Origin of the sequence: Streptomyces sp. NPDC091682 (genome assembly GCF_044756625.1) — a bacterium.
GTDB lineage: Bacteria > Actinomycetota > Actinomycetes > Streptomycetales > Streptomycetaceae > Streptomyces.
In genome coordinates this window covers 583,095-601,149 of record NZ_JBIVTH010000001.1, presented here as the reverse complement: position 1 = coordinate 601,149, position 18,055 = coordinate 583,095, and the positions used below count along the sequence as shown (strand labels likewise).

Below are 18,055 nucleotides of genomic sequence, written 5' to 3'. Positions count from 1 at the left end.
GGGAGTGCGGACATGGCGGACACAGTAGAAGGCGTGACGGACGGGATCCGGTGGCTGGCCGACTGGGACCAGTGGTTCGCCGGTCTGACCTTCGCGCGGGGGATAGCCCCCGACGAACTCGCCGCACGCCTCGGCGCGCTGCCGGGCCTGCACCCCGGGCCGCTGGGCGCGCTCGACGCCTGGAGCATGGTCACCGAGACCGTGGACGGCGACGGCGTGGCCCGGGTCGGCAGGTGGGGCGGCTGGTCCTTCGCCGTCGAACACGGTCAGCCGGCCGGAGCGGAACGGCTCGCCGAGGTCTCCCGGGGCGGCGTGGAGGCCGTCCACCTCGACCCGCAGCCCGATCACCCGCCCAAGCAGTTCGCGTACGCCCGGGACGGCGAGCTGGTGTGCTGCTTCGCCCTCGGCGAGGAGTGCTGGCGCGGCGGCCACCGGCCGGACTTCCTGCTCCCGGAGCTGATCGCGGCCGGGATCCTCACCCCGGAGGGCGCGTGCGCCCGCCCGGCCGACGAGGCGGACGCGGACCGCGACCGCCACACCCTCGACGTCGTGGAACGCCGCTTCGGGCTGTCCCTGCCGCGTCACCTGATCGCGGACGCCCCGCTCCCGGCGTACGTGACCTGCACGCGCTAGCGTCCGCGCCGGGGCCGGGATGCGGTGATCTTATGCTCAGGTTTACGCGAGTCCGCTGGTTTTGCGCCGGGTGAGCCACTTTGATGGGTTTGCCAGGCCTCGTACCGGAGCAGGGGGACTAGTCATGGGCACCGACCACAGCCAGAAGGACAGCACACCCACCCTGATCGGCTCGGTGCAGCGCGCACTGCGCCTCCTGGAAGCGATGTCCGCGGAAGGCGGGGTGACGGCCAAGCGGCTCGCCCGGCTCACCGGCATCCCCCTGCCCACCGTCTACCACCTGCTGCGCACCCTCACCCATGAGGGTTACGTGCAGCGCGAGGGAGGGTCGTTCCGCCTCGCGGACGATCTTCCGCTCGCTTCGTGATCAAATATCGACGCGTTCTGGCCAAGCTCTCGCACCCTTCCTGGCATGTTCCAGCGGAAAATGCCAGAACGCCCTTTCGTACAGTGGAACTTGAGTAAGTTCCCTCCTGTCGCGCCGTACGACCGTGCACTCAGCACGTCCGGCCGGGAGGGGAGCCCGCGTGCCCGGGATCGACGAATGCCTGCTCGAAGCCATGGCCCTGCCTGGTGCGCGGGGGGCCGCGCTGGTCGACTGGAGCAGCGGACTGGCCCTCGGCACCGCGGGGGAGTCGCCCGTGGGCGACCACGAGACCACCGCCGCCGAGACCGCCGAACTGGCTCGGGCGGCAGCCGAGTACGAGTCCTTCGCCCCGGCGGAAGTCGACCCGGCACACGGTGGCGGAGCCGTTCCCTCCGCCGGTTCGTCCGCCGGCCTACCGGCCGGCCCGCCTGTCGAGGATCTGATCGTCACCACCCGCACTGGATACCACGTACTGCGCTTCGTCGAGACGAGCTTCGACAGCAGCGTATTCCTGCACCTGTGGCTCGACCGCGTCGACGGCAATCTCGCCCTCGCGCGCCACAGGCTCCGTGCCCTGGCGGAGGGGCTGGTACTCAGATGACCACCCCGGCCACCGCCACGGCCGCGAACGCCTTCGCCGCTGTCTCCCCCCTTCTCACCCGACTCGCAGCGGAGCGCGCCACCGGCGCCCTGCTCCGCGACCGCGGCACCCTCTTCTTAGAGGACGGCCGCATCGTGCACGCCGAAAGCCCGGCCACCCCCGGTCTCGACGTACTGCTCACCACCGGCGGCGGCCTCGCCCCCGAGCGCTGGCGCGAGGCCGTGGACCGGGCCGGTGCCCGCCGCCAGGTCGCCCGCTTCCTCGTGGACAGCGGCGGGCTCGCAGACGGAGAGCTGGAGATATGCCACCTCGCCGCCATATTCGACGCCGCCTTCTTCGCACTCTCCCCGGGCAGCGGGCCCTCCCGCTTCCGCCGCGGGGCCACCCACTGGATCGGCTCCGTCCGTTCCGTTCCCGCCGCCGCCGTCGAACGCGAGACCCGGCGCCGCCGGGACCTGCTCGACGCGGTCTGGCCGTACCCCCTGCTGGACACCTCCCCGGTCGTCCCCCGGGCGGCCGCGCCGGGCCAGACGATCACCTCCCGGCAGCGGACCCTGCTGGGCCGGGCCGACGGCTTGCGCACCCCGGCCGACCTCGCGTGGGTCCTGGGCAGGCCCGCCTTCCACACCCTGCTCGACGTACGGCGCCTCGCGGCGGCCGGACTGGTCGAGACCCCGCACACCCCGGCCCCGCCACCGGCCGTGGCGCCCTTGCCCGACTGGATGACCGAGGCCCAATCCCCGGACGTGGCGCTGCTCCGCCGGTTACGCGACGCACTGGAGGCAAGTCTGTGAGGCTCCCGCTGCGACCGGCCCTGCGCGCCGACCGCTCCGAGCGTAGGCAGCCCGAAAGGAGTAAGGCCGACATGAGTACGGTGCCCCCCGAGACGGAGGCCGAGATACTCGCCGAGCTCCGCAGGCTGCGGGCCCGGGTACCCCAGCTCACCGGTGCCCTCGCCGCGAGCGCCGACGGTTTCGTACTCGCCCAGGACAGCGCCGCCGCCGAGGCCGAGTCCGTCGCGGCGCTGACCGCCGCCGCCCTCGGCGTGGCCCAGCGCCTCAGCGACTGCACCGGCCAGGGAGCCTTCCGCGAACTGCTCGTGCGCGGTGAGGACGGCTACGTCGCCACCTACGCGGCGGGCCTGGCGGCGGTCCTCACCCTGACCGCCGAGCCGAAGGTCAACGTCGGACGCCTCCACCTGGAAGCCCGGCGCTCAAGCCTTCGGATAGCCGAACTGATCGACCACACCCTCGGGCGACGGGGTCCCGGATTCCCACCCGGGTGATGCGCCTTCCGGTCGGCGGCCGGGCCTGACACGTCCAGCGCGTGCCGCCACAGCCGCATCCAGCTACAGCCAGTCATCCCTCCCTCACGTCCCAGTTACAGAGAAACGAGAAAGAGGACCCTCTCATGGTCAATGTGGAGACCGCACTCAAGGAAGCGACCACCACGATCGAAGGCGCGATCGGTGCCGCGCTCGTCGACTACGGCAGCGGCATGGCCCTCGGCACGATCGGGGGCGGCAAGGACCTCGACCTCGCGGTCGCGGCGGCGGGCAACACGGACGTGGTGCGCGCCAAGGTCCGCACGATGGAGATGCTCGGCCTCAAGGACGAGATCGAGGACATCCTCATCACCCTCGGCAGCCAGTACCACCTGATCCGGCTGATGAAGGCCCGCGGCTCCACGGGCTTCTTCCTCTACCTGGCCCTCGATAAGGGGCGGGCCAACCTCGCGATGGCCCGGCATCAACTGAAGAAGATCGAAGCAGACCTGGAGGTCTGACCGGCCCCACCGGGCAGGGTCAGGCCGCCTCCAACCGCATCGCCGAAGTGGCGGACGGCTGAATTCTTTGCCGTCCGCTCCGACGGTTGGCTTCGTATGCCCCATATGGGTGGAGTTTATGACTCTGTTACAGAGTAGGATGCTGTGAGCAGCTGATCATCGACAAAGCATAAAACGCTGGAGAAACCGCCACCCATGCCGCCGCGCCTGAGCATCGTCGTCCCCGTCTACAACGTCGAGCTCTACCTCGACGAGTGCCTGGAATCCATCGCATCCCAGACCTTCGAAGACTTCGAAGTCATTCTCGTGGACGACGGGTCCACGGACACGAGCGCCGTCATAGCCAAGGCGTTCGCCGCCAAGGACAAGCGCTTCCGCGTCGTGATGCAGGACAATGCAGGCCTCGGTGCGGCCCGCAACGTGGGCGCCCGTCACGCCGACAAGGACAGTGAGTACCTGGCCTTCGTCGACAGTGACGACACGATGCCCGACTACGCGTACCAGCGTCTCATCGAGGCGCTCGACGAGACGGGTTCGGACTTCGCGGGCGGCAACGTGAAGCGTTTCCGCTCCGTCGGCATGCAGCAGTCCTGGGGACACCGGGCCGCCTTCGCCCGCACCCAGCTGAAGACCCACATCTCGAAGTTCCCCGCGCTGGTCACCGACCGCACCGCGTGGAACAAGGTCTACCGGCGCAGCTTCTGGGACCGACACGGCTTCCAGTACCCGGAGGGCATCCTCTACGAGGACGCCCCGGTCAGCATCCCCGCGCACTACTTCGCCTCCAGCGTCGACATCATCAGCGACTGCGTCTACCACTGGCGCGTCCGCGAGACCGGTGAGCGCTCCATCACCCAGCGCTCCACCGACCCGATCTCCCTCATCGACCGCGTGAAGTCCGTACGCCTGGTCCGCGAGTCCCTCAAGGCCAAGCAGGGCGCCAAGTACGACCGTTACCTGCGCGACTACGACCACAACGTGCTGAGCGAGGAACTCCCGCTCATCTACAAGTACGTCGGCGAGGGCGGCCCCGACTTCCGCGCCGCGTTCGTCAAGGAGGTCGGCGGTCTCGTCCGCGAGATCGGCACCGGTCCCTGGTCCGACCTGACCGTCGCCGACCGGCTCAAGGCGTACCTGGCCGGCGAAGGCCGCGTCGAGGACTTCATCGCGCTCCAGCACCACCAGCGCGACTACAGCTACAGCGTGCCGGTCAAGGGCCTCGCCCGCCCGCAGGCGGACTACCCCTTCCTGCACGGCCGTCCGCCGGTTCCGGCCAAGATCCTCACCCTCGGTCCGCGCGAGCGCCGCGTCGTCAGCCGCCTGGAGCAGGCCGCCTGGGCCGACGGCAAGCTGCTGCTGCGCGGCTACGCCCTGCCCGGCCACCTCGGTGCGGAGAGCCGCCTCGGTTCCCGCAAGATGCTGGTCTTCCGCGAGGGGAACAAGCGTCGCCGCTCCGTCGTGAGCACCCGTACCGTCGCCTCCCCGATGGCCACGGTGAAGTCCCCGCACCTCGCTCTGCGGCACGCCGACTGGGCCGGCTTCACGGCCGTCGTCGACCCCTCGATCTTCCAGTCGGGCGGCAAGTGGAACCAGGGCACGTGGACCACGTCCATCGCCGTCACCGGCGCGGGCGGGCTGCACCGCGCCCGCCTGCGCGGCGGGGAGAACGACACCGGCCAGAACCCGCCCCCGCACTGGGTGGCTCCCGACGTCCGGATCGTCCCGACGGTTTCCGGTGCCCTCACCATCCAGGTGGAGATCGCCCGGGCCCGCGCCCTGGACGTCCACGCCGCGGGTGACGACGCCGTCGAGATCACCGGCGAACTCTCCGCCGAGGCGGTCGGATCCACCACGCTGCAGGCCGTCCACGTCACCACGGGTACGGTCCTCTCCTTCCCGCTGGAGAGCGCGGCGTCCGGCGCCGACCGGGCCTCGTTCACCGTCCGCGTACCGCTGGCCGACCTGGCCGCCGTGCCGGACGCCGAGTGCGAGCCCGGCGAGTGGGCCCCCGAGCCCTGGAGCCTCTCCGTCATCGGCCCCGACGGCACCGAGCACCGCGTGGTGCACGACGAGCGCGGTGGATTCGACGGCCTGGTCCTGCCCCTGCCCGGTGAGGACGGGGGACGCTCCCTCTTCGCCAAGCGCGGAAACACCGGGCACCTGACCCTCTCCGTGCAGCCCTCCCCGCCGCTGGTCGACGGGGTCACCGCCGAAGACGGCACCCTCACCCTGCGCGGCCGCTTCGTCGCGCCGACCGACGAGCCGTACGAGTTGGTCCTGCACAACGCCAACGGCGTGGAGTTCAGCTACCCCGTCACCCGTGACGGCGACGCCTTCGAGGCCGTCTTCCGGCCCGTGCTCCCCGAGGCGTACGCCGGCCGCACCACGCTCCCCGAAGGCCGCTGGTGGCCGACGATGCGCCCGGTCGCCCAGGGCGGAACCACCGCCGGACTCCTCGGCGTCGACCGCGGCGCCCCCGTACAGATGGGTCCGGGCCTGCTCTTCGCCGGGCCGCACCCGCTCACCGTGCAGGGCCGCCGGATGCGGGTCGAGACCCGCTTCCACGACCGCATGGTGCTGGTCGCGGACCCGCTCATCAGCCCGCACGACCGCTCCCACTACGCACAGCGCGTGGCCCGGTTCGAGACCTACCCGGCGCAGCGCGCCCTGCCGGTCAAGGACATCGTCGTCTACGACACCCACCACGGGCAGGGCTCCGGCGACTCGCCGCGCGCCATCCACGAGGAACTGGTGCGCCGCGGCGAGAAGCTGGAACACGTCTGGCTGGTCCGCGACGGCCAGACCGAGGTCCCGGAGACCGCCCGCGCCGTCCAGTACCAGAGCGTGGAGTCGTGGGAGGTGCTGGCCCGCGCCCGTTACTTCGTGACCAACGACACCGTGCCGGGGCGCTTCCAGCGCCGCGCCGGCCAGGTCGTCGTACAGACGTGGCACGGTACGCCGATCAAGGAGATCGGTCACGACTTCGTGCACGACTACTACACGAGCCCGGAGATCCTGGAAGGGCTGGAGCACGACAGCGCCCAGTGGACCCTGCTGGCCTCCCCGAGCTCCTTCGCCACGCCCATCCTCAAGCGCGCCCTCGGCTACGACGGCGAGGTCATCGAGGCGGGCAGCCCGCGTGCGGACGCCCTGGTACGGCCCGACGCGCAGCGGATCGCCGAGGTCCGCCGCCGGCTCGGCCTGCCCGAGGGCAAGAAGGTCGTCCTCTACATGCCCACGTGGCGCGAGAACAACGAGGGCTTCTCGGGCGGCTACAAGCTCGACCTGCGGATCGACCTGGACCAGGCCCGCCGTGAGCTGGGCGAGGACCACGTCCTGCTGATCCGTAGCCACCACCACGTGACGGAGCAGGTCCGTGACGGTGTCCGCGACGGGTTCGTCATCGACGTGTCCCGCTGGCCCGACGCGGCCGACCTGCTGCTGGTCGCCGACGTGCTGATCTCGGACTACTCCTCCGCGATGTTCGACTTCGCGCTCACCGACCGGCCGATCCTGCTCTTCACGTACGACCTGGAGCACTACCGCGGCACGCTGCGCGGCTTCAACTTCGACCTGGAGGAGAAGGCCCCCGGACCGCTGCTGGCGGACTCGGCGAGCCTGATCGAGGCCGTGCGCAACGCGGACGCGGTCGGGGCGCAGTACGCCGAGGCACGAGCGGCGTTCCGCGCCGAGTTCTGCGACCTGAACGACGGCAACGCCACCGAGCGCGTCGTCGAGCGCATGCTCGCGATGGGCGCGGAGCCCGCCAAGTAAGCCGAACGGGCGAATTACCGGCCGAATGCGGACCGGCCCCGGACCCACCGATGAATTTCGGGTCCGGGGCCGGTCTGTATGTGAGGGACGGCATCCATCGTCCAGCGACCGGCCCGGAGGCAGAGATGAGCGGCAAGGGATTCACCACGTGTCTGTGGTTCGACGGCAATGCGGAAGCGGCCGCCGACTACTACCTGTCCGTCTTCAAGGACGGCAAGCTCGGCCGGATCGGTCGGTACACGGAGGCGGGCCCCGGCCGGGCCGACTCCGTCATGGTCGTGGAGTTCGAGATCAACGGCCAGCAGTTCATCGGCCTCAACGGCGGTCCGCAGTTCCCCTTCACCGAGGCGATCTCCTTCCAGATCCGCTGCGCCGACGAGTCGGAGGCGGACTACTACTGGGACGCGCTGACCGGCGACGGCGGCGAGGAGGGCGTCTGCGGCTGGGTCAAGGACAGGTTCGGCGTGTCCTGGCAGGTCATCCCGCCGGGCGCCATCGACCTGATCGCCGACCCGGACCCCGGGCGGGCCGCCCGGGCCACCGCCGCCATGATGCAGATGAAGAAGCTGGACGTGACGGAAATGCGCCGGGCGGCGGACGCGGGCCAGAGCTAGGCCGGGGCGTGGGCGACGGGGACTAGGAGACGGCGAACCTGGCCAGCAGGGCCGGCAGGGCGGTGCCGATCGGCTCGCGGACGATCTCGTCGGCCAGCGGGTCGTACGGGGTCTCCTCCGCGTTCACGATGATCAGTCGGGCCCCGGCCTCCGCGGCCATGCCGGCGAGCGACGCGGCGGGTTGTACTTGCAGGGTCGACCCGACGGCGATGAAGACCTGGCACCCCTTGGCCACGGCCATCGCCTGCCCCAGCACCTCGGGGTCGAGCCGCTGGCCGAACATCACGGTCGCCGATTTGAGGATCCCGCCGCACACCAGGCAGGCGGGATCCGGTTCCCCGGCGGCCACCCGGGCCAGCGCCCCGTCCATGTCCGACCGGGCGTGACAGGCCGTGCACACCACCGATCGTGCGCTGCCGTGCAACTCGAAGACCTTGCGGTCGGGCATTCCGGCGAGTTGGTGCAGTCCGTCCACGTTCTGGGTGATCACCCGCACCGGGGTGCCGCCGCGCTCCAACTCCGCCACGGCCAGGTGCGCGGCGTTCGGCCGTGCTCCGAGCGCGCCGATCTCGGCGCGCATCAGCCAGGAGCGGCGCCGGATCTCCGGATCGGCCATGTAGTACGCGTAGGTCACGAGCTTTTCGGCATCGGGATCCTGCCGCCACAGGCCCCGGGGCCCTCGGTAGTCCGGAATTCCGGAGTCGGTGGACATTCCGGCCCCGCTGAACACTGCGACAAGTGGCTTCCCCATGCACCGACCCTATGCACGGGTACGGGCGGCCCGCGAGCCCATTTCCGCGTACCCGCCGGCGGGTCGTTTCTGCGGTGAATCCCGACCCCCACAGGAGTGAGATCCGGGCCCCGCCCTCCCGATCCGCCGGCCCGGCGGGTACAAGACCGGACATGATGCTCACGCCGTACCGCCTCGGTGCCCTGCTGCTGACCCTGCTCGCGCTCCCGGTCGTGCCGTCCGTCCCCGCCCTCGCCGCGCCCGCCGCCGTCGTGGGGAGGGGACACACCGCGGCCCAGATCAGCGAGTTCCTCATCGGCTTCTACGGTGACCACGGCCCCTCCGAGCAGGACCGGGAGAACCAGGTCTCGCAGATCCTCAAGGAGAGACAGCAGGTCAACGAAGAGGTCGACGTCCTGCTCTGCTCCCAAGAGGAGCCGCAGGACATCAGCGTCGGCCCGGTCACCGTCGCGAAGACCGCCTCGGTGGGATGGGCCACCGTGACCACCCATTGGGCCTCCGGCAACACCGACACCTTCACCGCTTACGTACGTCTGGACTCCAACCCCATCCGGCTCGACGACGTGATCTGCGCGGGCTGAAATCCGTACGGTGATCGACGGGGCCGTCCATAGGGTGGGTGCATGGCTACGACAACCACGACCGCCACCGTCCTCTACTGCCGCGACCCCCTGAACGAGCGCCGGGTCGACGCCCACTTCGCGGCGGAGGCCCGACAGTTGCGCGACACCGGGGGCACCGCCCTGCTCATCGACCACGACGCGCTGCTGGCCGGGGACGCCGAACGGGCCGTCGCGCGCGTGCCGGACGGGCCCGGAGCCGTCTGGTACCGCGGCTGGATGATCCCCTCGGGCCACTACGCCGCACTGGACGCGGTCCTGCGCCGACGCGGTGGTGAGCTGGTCGTCACCCCGGAGGCGTACCGCAGGGCGCACGAACTCCCCGGCTGGTACGAGACCTTCGCGGGTCTGACCCCGGTCAGCAGTTGGTTGCCGGCGGGGCCTGGGACGGTCCCGGATCCGGAGGGCCTCGCGGCCCTCACGGTGGGCCTGCCGCCGGGACCCGCCGTCATCAAGGACTACGTGAAGTCCCGCAAGCACGAGTGGGACGAGGCCTGTTACGTGCCCGACCTCGCCGACCGGGCCGCGCTGCACCGCGTCGTCGCCCGCTTCGTCGAACTGCAGGGCGAGTTCTTGGCGGGCGGGGTGGTGGTGCGGGCCTTCGAGCACTTCGTCACGCCGGAGGGGGCGGCCGCGGAGGTGCGGGTGTGGTGGCGGGACGGGGCGCCGCGACTGGTCACCGCCCACCCCGACAGCCCGGTCGGCGAGGTCCCGGGACCGGCCCTCGCGTCGGCCCTCGAACCGGTCCGGGCGGCAGTCGAGGCGCTGGGCTGCCCCTTCGTGACCACCGACCTCGCACTGCGCGCGGACGGGGTGTGGCGCGTCGTCGAAGTAGGGGACGGTCAGGTCAGTGACCTCCACCGGGAGGCCGATCAGGCCGCGTTCGTAAGTCTTTTGACGACGCATCAGGCACTCCTGCGCACACCGGCCCCATCTGGTACAACACCCGCATGACGGGATTCGAGATCGGCGGCGCGAGCGCCGCCGACATGAGGCTGATGCGCGACTGGGCCGACGAGGAGGGCTGGAATCCGGGGGACTCGGACCGGTTCGCCTTCGCGGTCGCCGACCCGGAGGGGTTCCTCATGGGGCGGCTGGACGGCGAGCCGGTGGCCTGCATCTCCGCCGTGCGGTACGGCGGGGGCTTCGGTTTCATCGGCTTCTACATCGCCCGGCCGGCCGTCCGCGGCCAGGGGTACGGCATGCGGCTGTGGCGCGCCGGGATGGAACGGCTCGACGGGCGCCTCGTGGGTCTGGACGGGGTCGTCGACCAGCAGGCCAACTACCGCAAGTCGGGCTTCCGCCCGGCCTGGAACAACTTCCGCTACGAAGGCGCCCCACAGGGGGGCGACGACGGCGGGGTCGAGGTCGTGGACGCGGGCACCCTGCCCTTCGGTCGGCTCGCCGCCTATGACCGGCGGTTCTTCCCCGCGGCGCGGGGCGCCTTCCTGTCCGCATGGACCGGACTGCCCGGCCGCACCGCCCTGGCCGCCGTCCGGGACGGCCGGATCGAGGGTCTCGGCGTGATCCGCCCCTCCAGCGCCGCCCATCGGATCGGCCCGCTCTATGCGGCCACCCCGGCGGTGGCGGCGGCCCTGCTGCGGGAGTTGTCCCGGCAGGCTCCCGACGGCCTGGTGTCCGTGGACGTACCGGACGCCAACCCGGCGGCCGCCGCGCTCTTCGAACGCCTCGGTCTGGCCCCGGCCTTCGAGACCGCCCGGATGTACACCGGCCCGGCGCCGGACCTCGCCCTGTCGGAACTCTTCGGGGTGACCAGTCTCGAACTGGGATGAGGAGCCGGAGCTGTTGACGGCATCGGCGGCTGCGCCCCGGTGAGCCGGGCCGGACGGCGGTCGCACGGCGCCGCCCGGCCCACCGCCTCACGCGGGGTCAGAAGCCGAACAGTACGCCGGAGGTGTTCCGCAGGCCGCACGGATTGGCGAAGGTGTACGTGTAGCTGAGCCGACGGCCCTGCCACACGCCGACGGCCGTCACCGTCATCGGGTTCCACTCCCTGGTACAGACGGCGCCGGCGGCCGGTGCGGCCAGCGGGTCGAGCCGTGAGCCGTTGGCACGTAACTCGGCGCACGCCGCAGCCGGGTTCGGGTGCGTCCCGCCGGGCGTCGGCGAGCAGACGAGGGTCACCGCGCGCAGGACCGTGCCCGTTTTGGCATCGGGCCCGGCCGTCACGCTGAGCACCAGCGCGGACGGCGCGTACAGGCTCTGGGTACCGGTCGGTGCGGCTCCGGCCGTACCCGGCCAGACCAGCGCGGTGAGCGCGGTGAGCGCCATGGCGGCGGAACCGAGCCCGAGACCCCTTGCGATGGACCGCATTTCGAACACTCCCTTGGGTTGGTGTTTCGGATAGCGGACGCAGTCTTGCCGACCCGAGCCATGAACGCCCGTTCGGACCTCCTTTTTCCGTCACCGATCGTGTACGAATGACTGCAGACAGCAGCCGTGCGATCGGGCTGACCTGTGCGGGAGCGGGCCGCCGAATCGGCCGAACACCGACCGGGACACCTCCCCGAAACCTGCCGCACCACGCCTGTGATCTGCCCGGACGGGGTCTGGGGCCCCTCCGGGGGTAGGGCCGGCCCCACCCCGGAGACACGGCCTGGGCCCGCTGTGCGGCGCCGCCCGCGACGGTTGGCTTCAGGCATGGAAAACGATGCGATCCAACTCGACGACGTCACCCGGGTCTTCGGCGCTGGCGACCGGGCGGTCACCGCCCTCGACCGGGTCTCCCTCGACGTTCCCCGGGGCACCTTCACCGCCGTCATGGGCCCCTCCGGCTCCGGAAAGTCCACCCTGCTGCAATGCGCGGCGGGACTCGACCGGCCCACCTCCGGTCGGGTGAGCGTGGGCGGCACCGAACTCGGCCGGCTCGGCGAGACCCGGCTGACCCTGCTGCGTCGCGACCGCATCGGCTTCGTCTTCCAGGCCTTCAACCTGCTGCCCGCCCTGACCGCCGAACAGAACGTCGCCCTGCCCCTGCGCCTGGCCGGCCGCCGCCCCGCCAGGGCCGAGGTCCGCGAGGCGCTGGCTCGGGTGGGCCTCGGCGACCGGGCCCGGCACCGGCCCGCGCAGCTGTCCGGCGGGCAGCAGCAGCGCGTGGCCCTGGCCCGCGCCCTGATCACCCGCCCCGAGGTGCTCTTCGGCGACGAACCCACCGGCGCCCTGGACTCGCAGACCGGCCGCGGGGTGCTCACCCTGCTCCGGACCATGGTCGACACCGAACGCCAGACCGTCGTCATGGTCACCCACGACCCCGTGGCCGCCTCCTACGCGGACCGCGTGGTCTTCCTCGCCGACGGCCGGGTGAACGGCGATGTCCTGGGCGCACGCGCCCAGGACATCGCCGCCCGCATGACCGCGCTGGAGGGAGCGCCGTGCTGACCATCGCCCTGCGCACCGCGCGCCACCGCTGGGTCACCCTCCTCGGGAGCTTCGTGGCCCTGGCCCTCGGCGTCGGCCTCATCGCCACCATGGGCCTCGGGCTCGCCGCCACCCTGGACGCCCCGCAGCGCCTCCCGGAGCGGTTCGCCCAGGCCCCCGTCGTCGTCAGGGGCGACGACGTGCTGCGCGTCCCCGTCCCGGGCGGGGAACGCACCGCCAAGCTCGCCCACCCCCGGCCCGTCCCCTCCGAACTCGCCCGGCGGCTGGCCGCCCTCGGCCCGACCACCGAGGACCGGTCCTTCCCCGTCCGAGCCGAGGGCGGGCCGGAGCACCTGGTCGGCCATCCCTGGTCCGTTGCCGCCTTCGCCCCGTACGCCCTCGACGCGGGCCGGTCCCCGCGCTCCGACGACGAGGTCGTCACCACCGGCTGGTCCCGGCCCGGGGCCCGGATCGGCACCGACCACGGCCCCGTGACCGTGGTCGGCACCGTCGCCGACCGCGGCTTCGAGGACGCCGTCTTCTGGACCGATGCCCGCGCCGCCCGGCTCTCGCCCGCCGTCGACCAACTCGTCGTCGCCGCCGACCCGACCGCCGTACGGGACGCCGTACGCGATGCCGTCCGGGCGTTCCCGGGCCGGGACACCGACGTACGGGTCCTGACCGGCCCGGACCGCCGCCACGCCGACCCCGACCCCGAACGCGAGCGCGAGGCCCTGGTCGCCGTGAACGCCGTACTCGGCACCGCGGGCGGCATCACCTGCTTCGTCGCGGTGTTCGTCGTCGCCTCCACCTTCGCCTTCGCCGTCGCCCAACGCCGCAAGGAGTTCGCGCTGCTGCGCACGGCCGGCGCCACCCCGGGCCAAATCCGGCGCACGGTGGTCGCCGAGGCGTTGATGCTCGGCGTGGTCGCCTCCGCAGCGGGCTGTCTGCTCGGGGCGTACGGAGCGCCCGTGTTCGTCTCGCACCTGGTGGACGAGGGCCTCGCACCCCGCTGGTTCGCCGTCGGCGACGCCACCTGGCCCTTCCACGCGGCCTTCTGGGCCGGCCTGCCCGTCGCGCTCGCGGGAGTCGTCGCCGCCTCCTGGCGGGCGGGCCGGGTCGCCCCCTCCGAGGCACTGCGCGAAGCCGCGTACGAGACGCGGACCATGACCCCGGGCCGCTGGATCTTCGGCGCCGGACTGCTGCTGACGGGCCTCGGCACCCTCGCCCACGCCCTGCTCACCGACCCCGCGGACCTGCTCCACCGCAAGACGTACACCAGCCGTCCGATGCTGTTCATCGTCGCCTTCGCGCTGCTGTCGCCGGTGCTGGTGCGCCCGTTGGTCCGGCTGCTCGCCTGGCTCCCCGCCCGGCTGCCGGGCGCCGGCGGGATGCTGATCCGGGAGAACGCGGCGGCCGGCACCCGGCGTACGGCGGCCGTCGCCGCCCCCGTCCTGGTCACCGTGGCCCTCGCCGGATCCCTGCTGGGCACCACCGCCACTCTGAACGAGGCCAAGGCCGCCGAGATCCGGCAGCGGACCACCGCCGACCACGTCGTCACGGCCGGCCCGGGCGGGTTCGATCCGGCCGCGGTCGAGCGGATCCGGGCCGTACCTGGAACGGAGATCTCCGCCACCGCCGCGACCGCCGTCCACGTGCTGGAGGAGGGCAGGGCGCTGATCCGCTCCGACGCCCGCGCCGCGGATCCCGCGGCCCTCGCCCGGACCGCCCGACTGCCCCTGACGGCAGGATCGGTCACCGACCTCGACGACGACTCCGTCATCGTCACCGCGGAATGGGAACGGCACACCGTCGGATCCACCGTCGAGGTGTGGCTCGGTGACGGCACCCGCAAGGCCCTGCGGATCGCGGCCGTGATGAGCACCGGCACCGGGGGCAACGGCGCCTACGTCACCCCCGCCAACGCCCCCGGCGCGACGGTGGACCGGATCGACGTACGCCTCGCCCCGGGCGCGGACGGCGCGGCGGTCGGCGCCGCGCTGGCCGAGGCCGCACGGCAGGCCGGGGGCCGCGCCCTCACCAAGGACCGGTGGTTGTCCGAAAACCGGCCCGGGACCCGACGCACCACCCGGACGGGCTTCCTGCTGGTCCTCGGCATCGCCCTGCTCTACACGGGGATCGCGCTCGCGGGCACCCTGGTCACGGCCACCTCCGACCGGGCCCGCGAGCTCGCGGTGCTGCGCCTGGCCGGAGCCACCCGGTGGCAGGTCCTGCGGCTAGTGGCGGGGGAGTCCCTGCTGGTCGTGCTCGTCGGCACGGTCACCGGCACCCTGGTCGCCGCCCTGAACCTGGCCGGTGTCGGGGCGGCACTGGGCCTCTTGGACGTCAGGGGCGCCCTGGTGATCCCGTGGGCCGCCCTCGGGGCGACGTCCGGCGCCTGCGCGGCCGTGGCGGTGGTCTCCGCGGTCGTCCCGGCCGGGCTGTGCCTACGGCGCAGGGCGGTCGAGACGGCGGGCCAGCACTAGCTCATCATGCGGTGCTGCTGAGGCGGGGGGCGTACAGCTCCAGCAGGCGGGTGCGGGTCTGCTGGAGGCGCATCGCGAGGACGCGCCCGACCCAGTGTCCGATCGCGGAGCCGAAGGTGGGATCGGCGTCCATCAACATCCGCACGGTCGCGGCGTCGAACTCGTACGCCCGTACCGGTGTCATCGCCTCCGCGCCGAGCTGCCACACGTACGGCGGGAACAGCCAGGACCACCCCACCAGCTCACCGGGGCCGAGGCTCTCCACGGGCGCGGGCCGGCGGCCGGCGACGGGGATTTCCAAGGTCACGGTGCCGGAACGCACGATCCAGAAGGAATCCGCCCGGGTGCCCTCGTCGAAGATGCGCGCGCTCTCCGGGAAATTGACCTCACGGGCCTGGGACATCAGCCGTCCACGGTGCTCGGTGGACAGGACGGCGGCGATCCGGATGGGGGAAGGTGTGCTCACGACGGCCTCCGATCACGACCCCCCACGACGCTCCTGCTCTCCCAGTGTCGCCGAAGCCCGCCATATCGCGGCCGGACGGGACGCGGTTTCTTCCGGGGCCGGTCCGGGAACGGGCCCCGGCGGCCTTCCACGCCAGTCAGGGGGTCGGGCGGAGGGTCCGTCGTACGGCGTTGCGCAGCCACTGGTGGGCCCCGTCGGCGCTGTGCCGCGGGTGCCAGGCCATGCCGATCGTCAGAGGTGGCAGCAGCAGCGGGATGTCCAGCAGGCGCAGCCCCATCGCGCGTGCCGCGTCGCCGAGTGGCGAAGGCGGCTCGCCCGGCAGCGCGGTCGGTACCAGGCAGACCACGTCGCCGACCGCGGCCAGTGCCATCGCCGCCAGATGCCCGGGCAGGACGGCGCTCACCTGCCGGCTGAGGCCCTGCTCGGCCAGGGCCGCGTCCAGCGGACCGGTGAAGCGGCCCCGGCGGCTGACCGCCACGTGCTCGGCCGCGGCCAGCCGAGCAGGGGTCAGGGTCCCTTCGGTGAGCGGGTGCCCGGCTCTGACACCGGCCGCCATCCGCAGCGTGACCAGCTCTTCGACCCGGGTCTCCGGGTCGACGTGGTCGATGGCCCCGATCTCCAGGTCGACCCGACCTTCGCGCAGCGCGGGGCCCGCCTCCCACTCCTCGGCCAGCACCCGTAGCGAGACCCCCGGCGCCCGGCGCCGGGCCAGCGCGAGCAGCCCCGGCGCCAGCGCGGCGCCGACCAGGTCCGAGGCCTGGACGGTGAACGTGCGCCGCAGTGCGGCGGGGTCGATCCCGCCGCTCGGGGTGAGCAGTGCCTCCAGCCGGCGCACCACCGCGGCGGCCTCGTCCCGCAGCGCCTCGGCGCGGGGCGTAGGCACCATCGCCTGGCCCGCCCGTACGAGCAGCGGATCCTGGAGCACCCGGCGCAGCCGGGCCAACGTGCGGCTCATCGCCGCGGGCGAGGTGCGCAGCCGTGCGGCGGCGCGGGTGACGCTCTGCTCGGTCAGGAGGGCGTCGAGGGCGACGGCGAGATTGGCGTCGAGGTGGGGAACGATGCTGGTCAACGGCGTTATTCCAATTCTGGCAAGGATTGGATGCTGAAGTTCCCATTGTGGCAATGCGGTGGGCGTTTGCACGATGAGGAGGCCTTACCGCTTCGACACGACTCCGAGGTTTTCATGATCGTCATTACTGCCCCCACCGGAAACATCGGCCGGCGGCTGCTGTCGCTGCTGGTCGAAGCCGCGCCCGCGCACGGAGAGGAGTTGCGCGTCGTCGTCCGCGATCCCGCCCGGCTCCCCGAAGCCGTACGCGGACGGGTCCAGGTGGTCACCGGCTCGCACGGCGACGCCGCGACCGTCGAGCGCGCCTTCACCGGGGCCGATGCCGTCTTCTGGCTGGTGCCACCGGACGCCTCGCTCACGCCCGAGGAGGCGTACAGCGGCTTCACCCGCCCGGCCGCGCGGGCGTTCGCCGCCCACGGGGTCGGCCGTGTCGTCGGCGTCTCGGCGCTCGGCCGCGGCACCCCCCTGGCCGGCCGGGCCGGGCTGGTCACCACCTCCCTGGCCATGGACGACCTGATCGCCGCTTCCGGTGTCGCCTACCGCGCACTGGCCAATCCGTCCTTCTTCGAGAACCTGTTGGAGGAGGTCGACTCGATCCGCGAGAACGGTGTCTTCACCGACACCGTCGCGGCCGACCGTCCGGCCCCGCTGGTGGCCGTCGCCGACATCGCAGCGACGGCGGCCGGACTGCTGCTGGACCGTTCCTGGACCGGCGTCGACAGTGTGCCGGTGCTCGGCCCGCAGGACCTGTCGCCCAACGACCTGGCCCGCATCATGACCGCGGAACTGGGCCGTCCGGTCCGCTACCGGCGCGAGTCGCTCGACGAGATGCGGTCCGCCATGCTCGCCCACGGCCTCCATGCGGCGTTCGTCGAGGGCATGGTCGACATGAAGCGCGCCAAGGACCAGGGCCTGGACTCGGGCGTCGCCCGCGGGCCACAGACGGGCCCTGGCCCGGCCACCGGCTTCGCCCAGTGGTGCGCGCAGACCCTGGGGCCCGCCGTCCTCGCCACCTCGGAGGCAGTCGATGCCCACTGACCGAACCGAGCCGCCGGTCACCGCGTTCATGCTGGTCAAGACCACGCCCGAGTGGCTGGCGATGACCTTGGCCGAACGCGTCCACGCCTTCACCACCGGTGTCGTCCCGGTGATCGAGGCCCGCACCCGCGGCGTCCGCTCCCGCTTCTACGACACGGAGTTCTACTCGGCGCGGGTCACCGACATCTGGGTCTGGGAGGCGGACGACCACGACGCCTACCGGCTGCTGATCGACGCGTTGCGCGAAACCCCCTTCTGGGACCGGTACTTCGAGGTGGTGGACCTGCTCGTGGGCACCGAGAACGGTTACGCCCGCACCTACGGCCTGGAGCCGGTGGCCACCCTCGCCACCTGACGCGGGCCCCGCCCGCCCGGTGCCGCCGCCCTGCGGGGGCACCGGGCCCTCGCCGGCCGCGCAGCGGGCTCCCGGGCACCGCACCTCACCGCGCCGCGGGAGCGACGTCGAAGCCTTC

19 protein-coding genes are annotated in these 18,055 nt (G+C 72.3%); 15 read left to right on the top strand and 4 right to left on the bottom strand.

Going from position 1 to position 18,055, the window contains the following annotated elements; translation table 11 throughout:
• Positions 1-12 precede the first annotated feature (12 nt).
• From ACIQK6_RS02985 to ACIQK6_RS02950, 8 genes are all read left to right on the top strand, one after another.
• Complete coding sequence (locus ACIQK6_RS02985) at positions 13-633, top strand: DUF6461 domain-containing protein (RefSeq protein ID WP_329105569.1); 621 nt, start codon at positions 13-15, stop codon at positions 631-633.
• Positions 634-757: 124 nt separating this feature from the next.
• The gene (locus ACIQK6_RS02980) at positions 758-1,000 is read left to right on the top strand and encodes a helix-turn-helix domain-containing protein (RefSeq protein ID WP_189742670.1); all 243 of its coding nucleotides are present in this window, start codon (positions 758-760) and stop codon (positions 998-1,000) included.
• Between the two features lie 160 nt (positions 1,001-1,160).
• Entirely contained in the window at positions 1,161-1,601 is a 441-nt protein-coding gene (locus tag ACIQK6_RS02975; RefSeq protein ID WP_329105571.1) for a hypothetical protein, read from the top strand.
• A complete protein-coding gene (locus ACIQK6_RS02970; RefSeq protein WP_329105573.1) occupies positions 1,598-2,395 on the top strand; it encodes a transcriptional regulator in 798 nt (265 codons plus the stop codon). Before ACIQK6_RS02975 ends, ACIQK6_RS02970 begins: the two co-directional genes overlap by 4 nt.
• A 71-nt stretch (positions 2,396-2,466) precedes the next feature.
• Positions 2,467-2,886, top strand: coding sequence for a roadblock/LC7 domain-containing protein (locus ACIQK6_RS02965; RefSeq protein ID WP_329105576.1), 420 nt, complete (start codon positions 2,467-2,469; stop codon positions 2,884-2,886).
• A gap of 125 nt (positions 2,887-3,011) precedes the next feature.
• Positions 3,012-3,386, top strand: coding sequence for a hypothetical protein (locus ACIQK6_RS02960; protein WP_150255694.1), 375 nt, complete (start codon positions 3,012-3,014; stop codon positions 3,384-3,386).
• Between the two features lie 195 nt (positions 3,387-3,581).
• Positions 3,582-7,160: a CDP-glycerol glycerophosphotransferase family protein gene (locus ACIQK6_RS02955; protein ID WP_402694169.1), complete on the top strand. Its 3,579-nt coding sequence runs from the start codon at positions 3,582-3,584 to the stop codon at positions 7,158-7,160.
• Positions 7,161-7,285: 125 nt separating this feature from the next.
• Entirely contained in the window at positions 7,286-7,774 is a 489-nt protein-coding gene (locus ACIQK6_RS02950) for a VOC family protein (RefSeq protein ID WP_329105580.1), read from the top strand.
• Positions 7,775-7,796: 22 nt separating this feature from the next.
• Here ACIQK6_RS02950 and ACIQK6_RS02945 read toward each other — a convergent pair whose 3' ends face one another.
• On the bottom strand, positions 7,797-8,525 hold the full coding sequence (locus ACIQK6_RS02945; protein WP_329105582.1) for a Sir2 family NAD-dependent protein deacetylase: 729 nt from the start codon (positions 8,523-8,525) through the stop codon (positions 7,797-7,799).
• A gap of 152 nt (positions 8,526-8,677) precedes the next feature.
• Here ACIQK6_RS02945 and ACIQK6_RS02940 point away from each other — a divergent pair, with 152 nt between their 5' ends.
• The 3 genes from ACIQK6_RS02940 to ACIQK6_RS02930 are packed head-to-tail and all read left to right on the top strand — an operon-like array spanning position 8,678 to position 10,938.
• The gene (locus ACIQK6_RS02940) at positions 8,678-9,106 is read left to right on the top strand and encodes a hypothetical protein (RefSeq protein ID WP_329105584.1); all 429 of its coding nucleotides are present in this window, start codon (positions 8,678-8,680) and stop codon (positions 9,104-9,106) included.
• Positions 9,107-9,148: 42 nt separating this feature from the next.
• Positions 9,149-10,099 (top strand): ATP-grasp domain-containing protein, encoded by a 951-nt coding sequence (locus ACIQK6_RS02935; protein ID WP_329105586.1) that lies wholly within the window; start codon positions 9,149-9,151, stop codon positions 10,097-10,099.
• Positions 10,096-10,938 carry a GNAT family N-acetyltransferase gene (locus ACIQK6_RS02930; RefSeq protein ID WP_329105588.1) on the top strand — a complete coding sequence of 281 codons (843 nt, stop codon included), beginning with the start codon at positions 10,096-10,098 and terminating at the stop codon, positions 10,936-10,938. Before ACIQK6_RS02935 ends, ACIQK6_RS02930 begins: the two co-directional genes overlap by 4 nt.
• A gap of 97 nt (positions 10,939-11,035) precedes the next feature.
• On the opposite strand, the gene ACIQK6_RS02925 is transcribed toward ACIQK6_RS02930, so the two are convergent.
• Positions 11,036-11,479 (bottom strand): subtilase-type protease inhibitor, encoded by a 444-nt coding sequence (locus tag ACIQK6_RS02925; protein WP_329105590.1) that lies wholly within the window; start codon positions 11,477-11,479, stop codon positions 11,036-11,038.
• A 327-nt stretch (positions 11,480-11,806) separates the two neighbouring features.
• On the opposite strand from ACIQK6_RS02925, the gene ACIQK6_RS02920 reads away from it, so the two are divergent.
• Together ACIQK6_RS02920 and ACIQK6_RS02915 are read left to right on the top strand one after the other, a co-directional pair.
• Positions 11,807-12,544: an ABC transporter ATP-binding protein gene (locus tag ACIQK6_RS02920; RefSeq protein ID WP_329105593.1), complete on the top strand. Its 738-nt coding sequence runs from the start codon at positions 11,807-11,809 to the stop codon at positions 12,542-12,544.
• Complete coding sequence (locus ACIQK6_RS02915; RefSeq protein ID WP_329105595.1) at positions 12,538-15,009, top strand: ABC transporter permease; 2,472 nt, start codon at positions 12,538-12,540, stop codon at positions 15,007-15,009. The genes ACIQK6_RS02920 and ACIQK6_RS02915 overlap by 7 nt, the downstream gene beginning before the upstream one ends.
• Positions 15,010-15,013: 4 nt before the next feature.
• Here ACIQK6_RS02915 and ACIQK6_RS02910 read toward each other — a convergent pair whose 3' ends face one another.
• Both ACIQK6_RS02910 and ACIQK6_RS02905 read right to left on the bottom strand, forming a co-directional pair.
• A complete protein-coding gene (locus tag ACIQK6_RS02910) occupies positions 15,014-15,475 on the bottom strand; it encodes a Crp/Fnr family transcriptional regulator (protein ID WP_189742646.1) in 462 nt (153 codons plus the stop codon).
• 136 nt (positions 15,476-15,611) lie between these two features.
• Positions 15,612-16,544, bottom strand: coding sequence for a LysR family transcriptional regulator (locus ACIQK6_RS02905; protein ID WP_329105597.1), 933 nt, complete (start codon positions 16,542-16,544; stop codon positions 15,612-15,614).
• Positions 16,545-16,658: 114 nt separating this feature from the next.
• Here ACIQK6_RS02905 and ACIQK6_RS02900 point away from each other — a divergent pair, with 114 nt between their 5' ends.
• The gene (locus ACIQK6_RS02900) at positions 16,659-17,582 is read left to right on the top strand and encodes an NAD(P)H-binding protein (protein WP_402694168.1); all 924 of its coding nucleotides are present in this window, start codon (positions 16,659-16,661) and stop codon (positions 17,580-17,582) included.
• Complete coding sequence (locus tag ACIQK6_RS02895) at positions 17,572-17,937, top strand: darcynin family protein (RefSeq protein WP_329105601.1); 366 nt, start codon at positions 17,572-17,574, stop codon at positions 17,935-17,937. Before ACIQK6_RS02900 ends, ACIQK6_RS02895 begins: the two co-directional genes overlap by 11 nt.
• Positions 17,938-18,055: the final 118 nt, after the last annotated feature.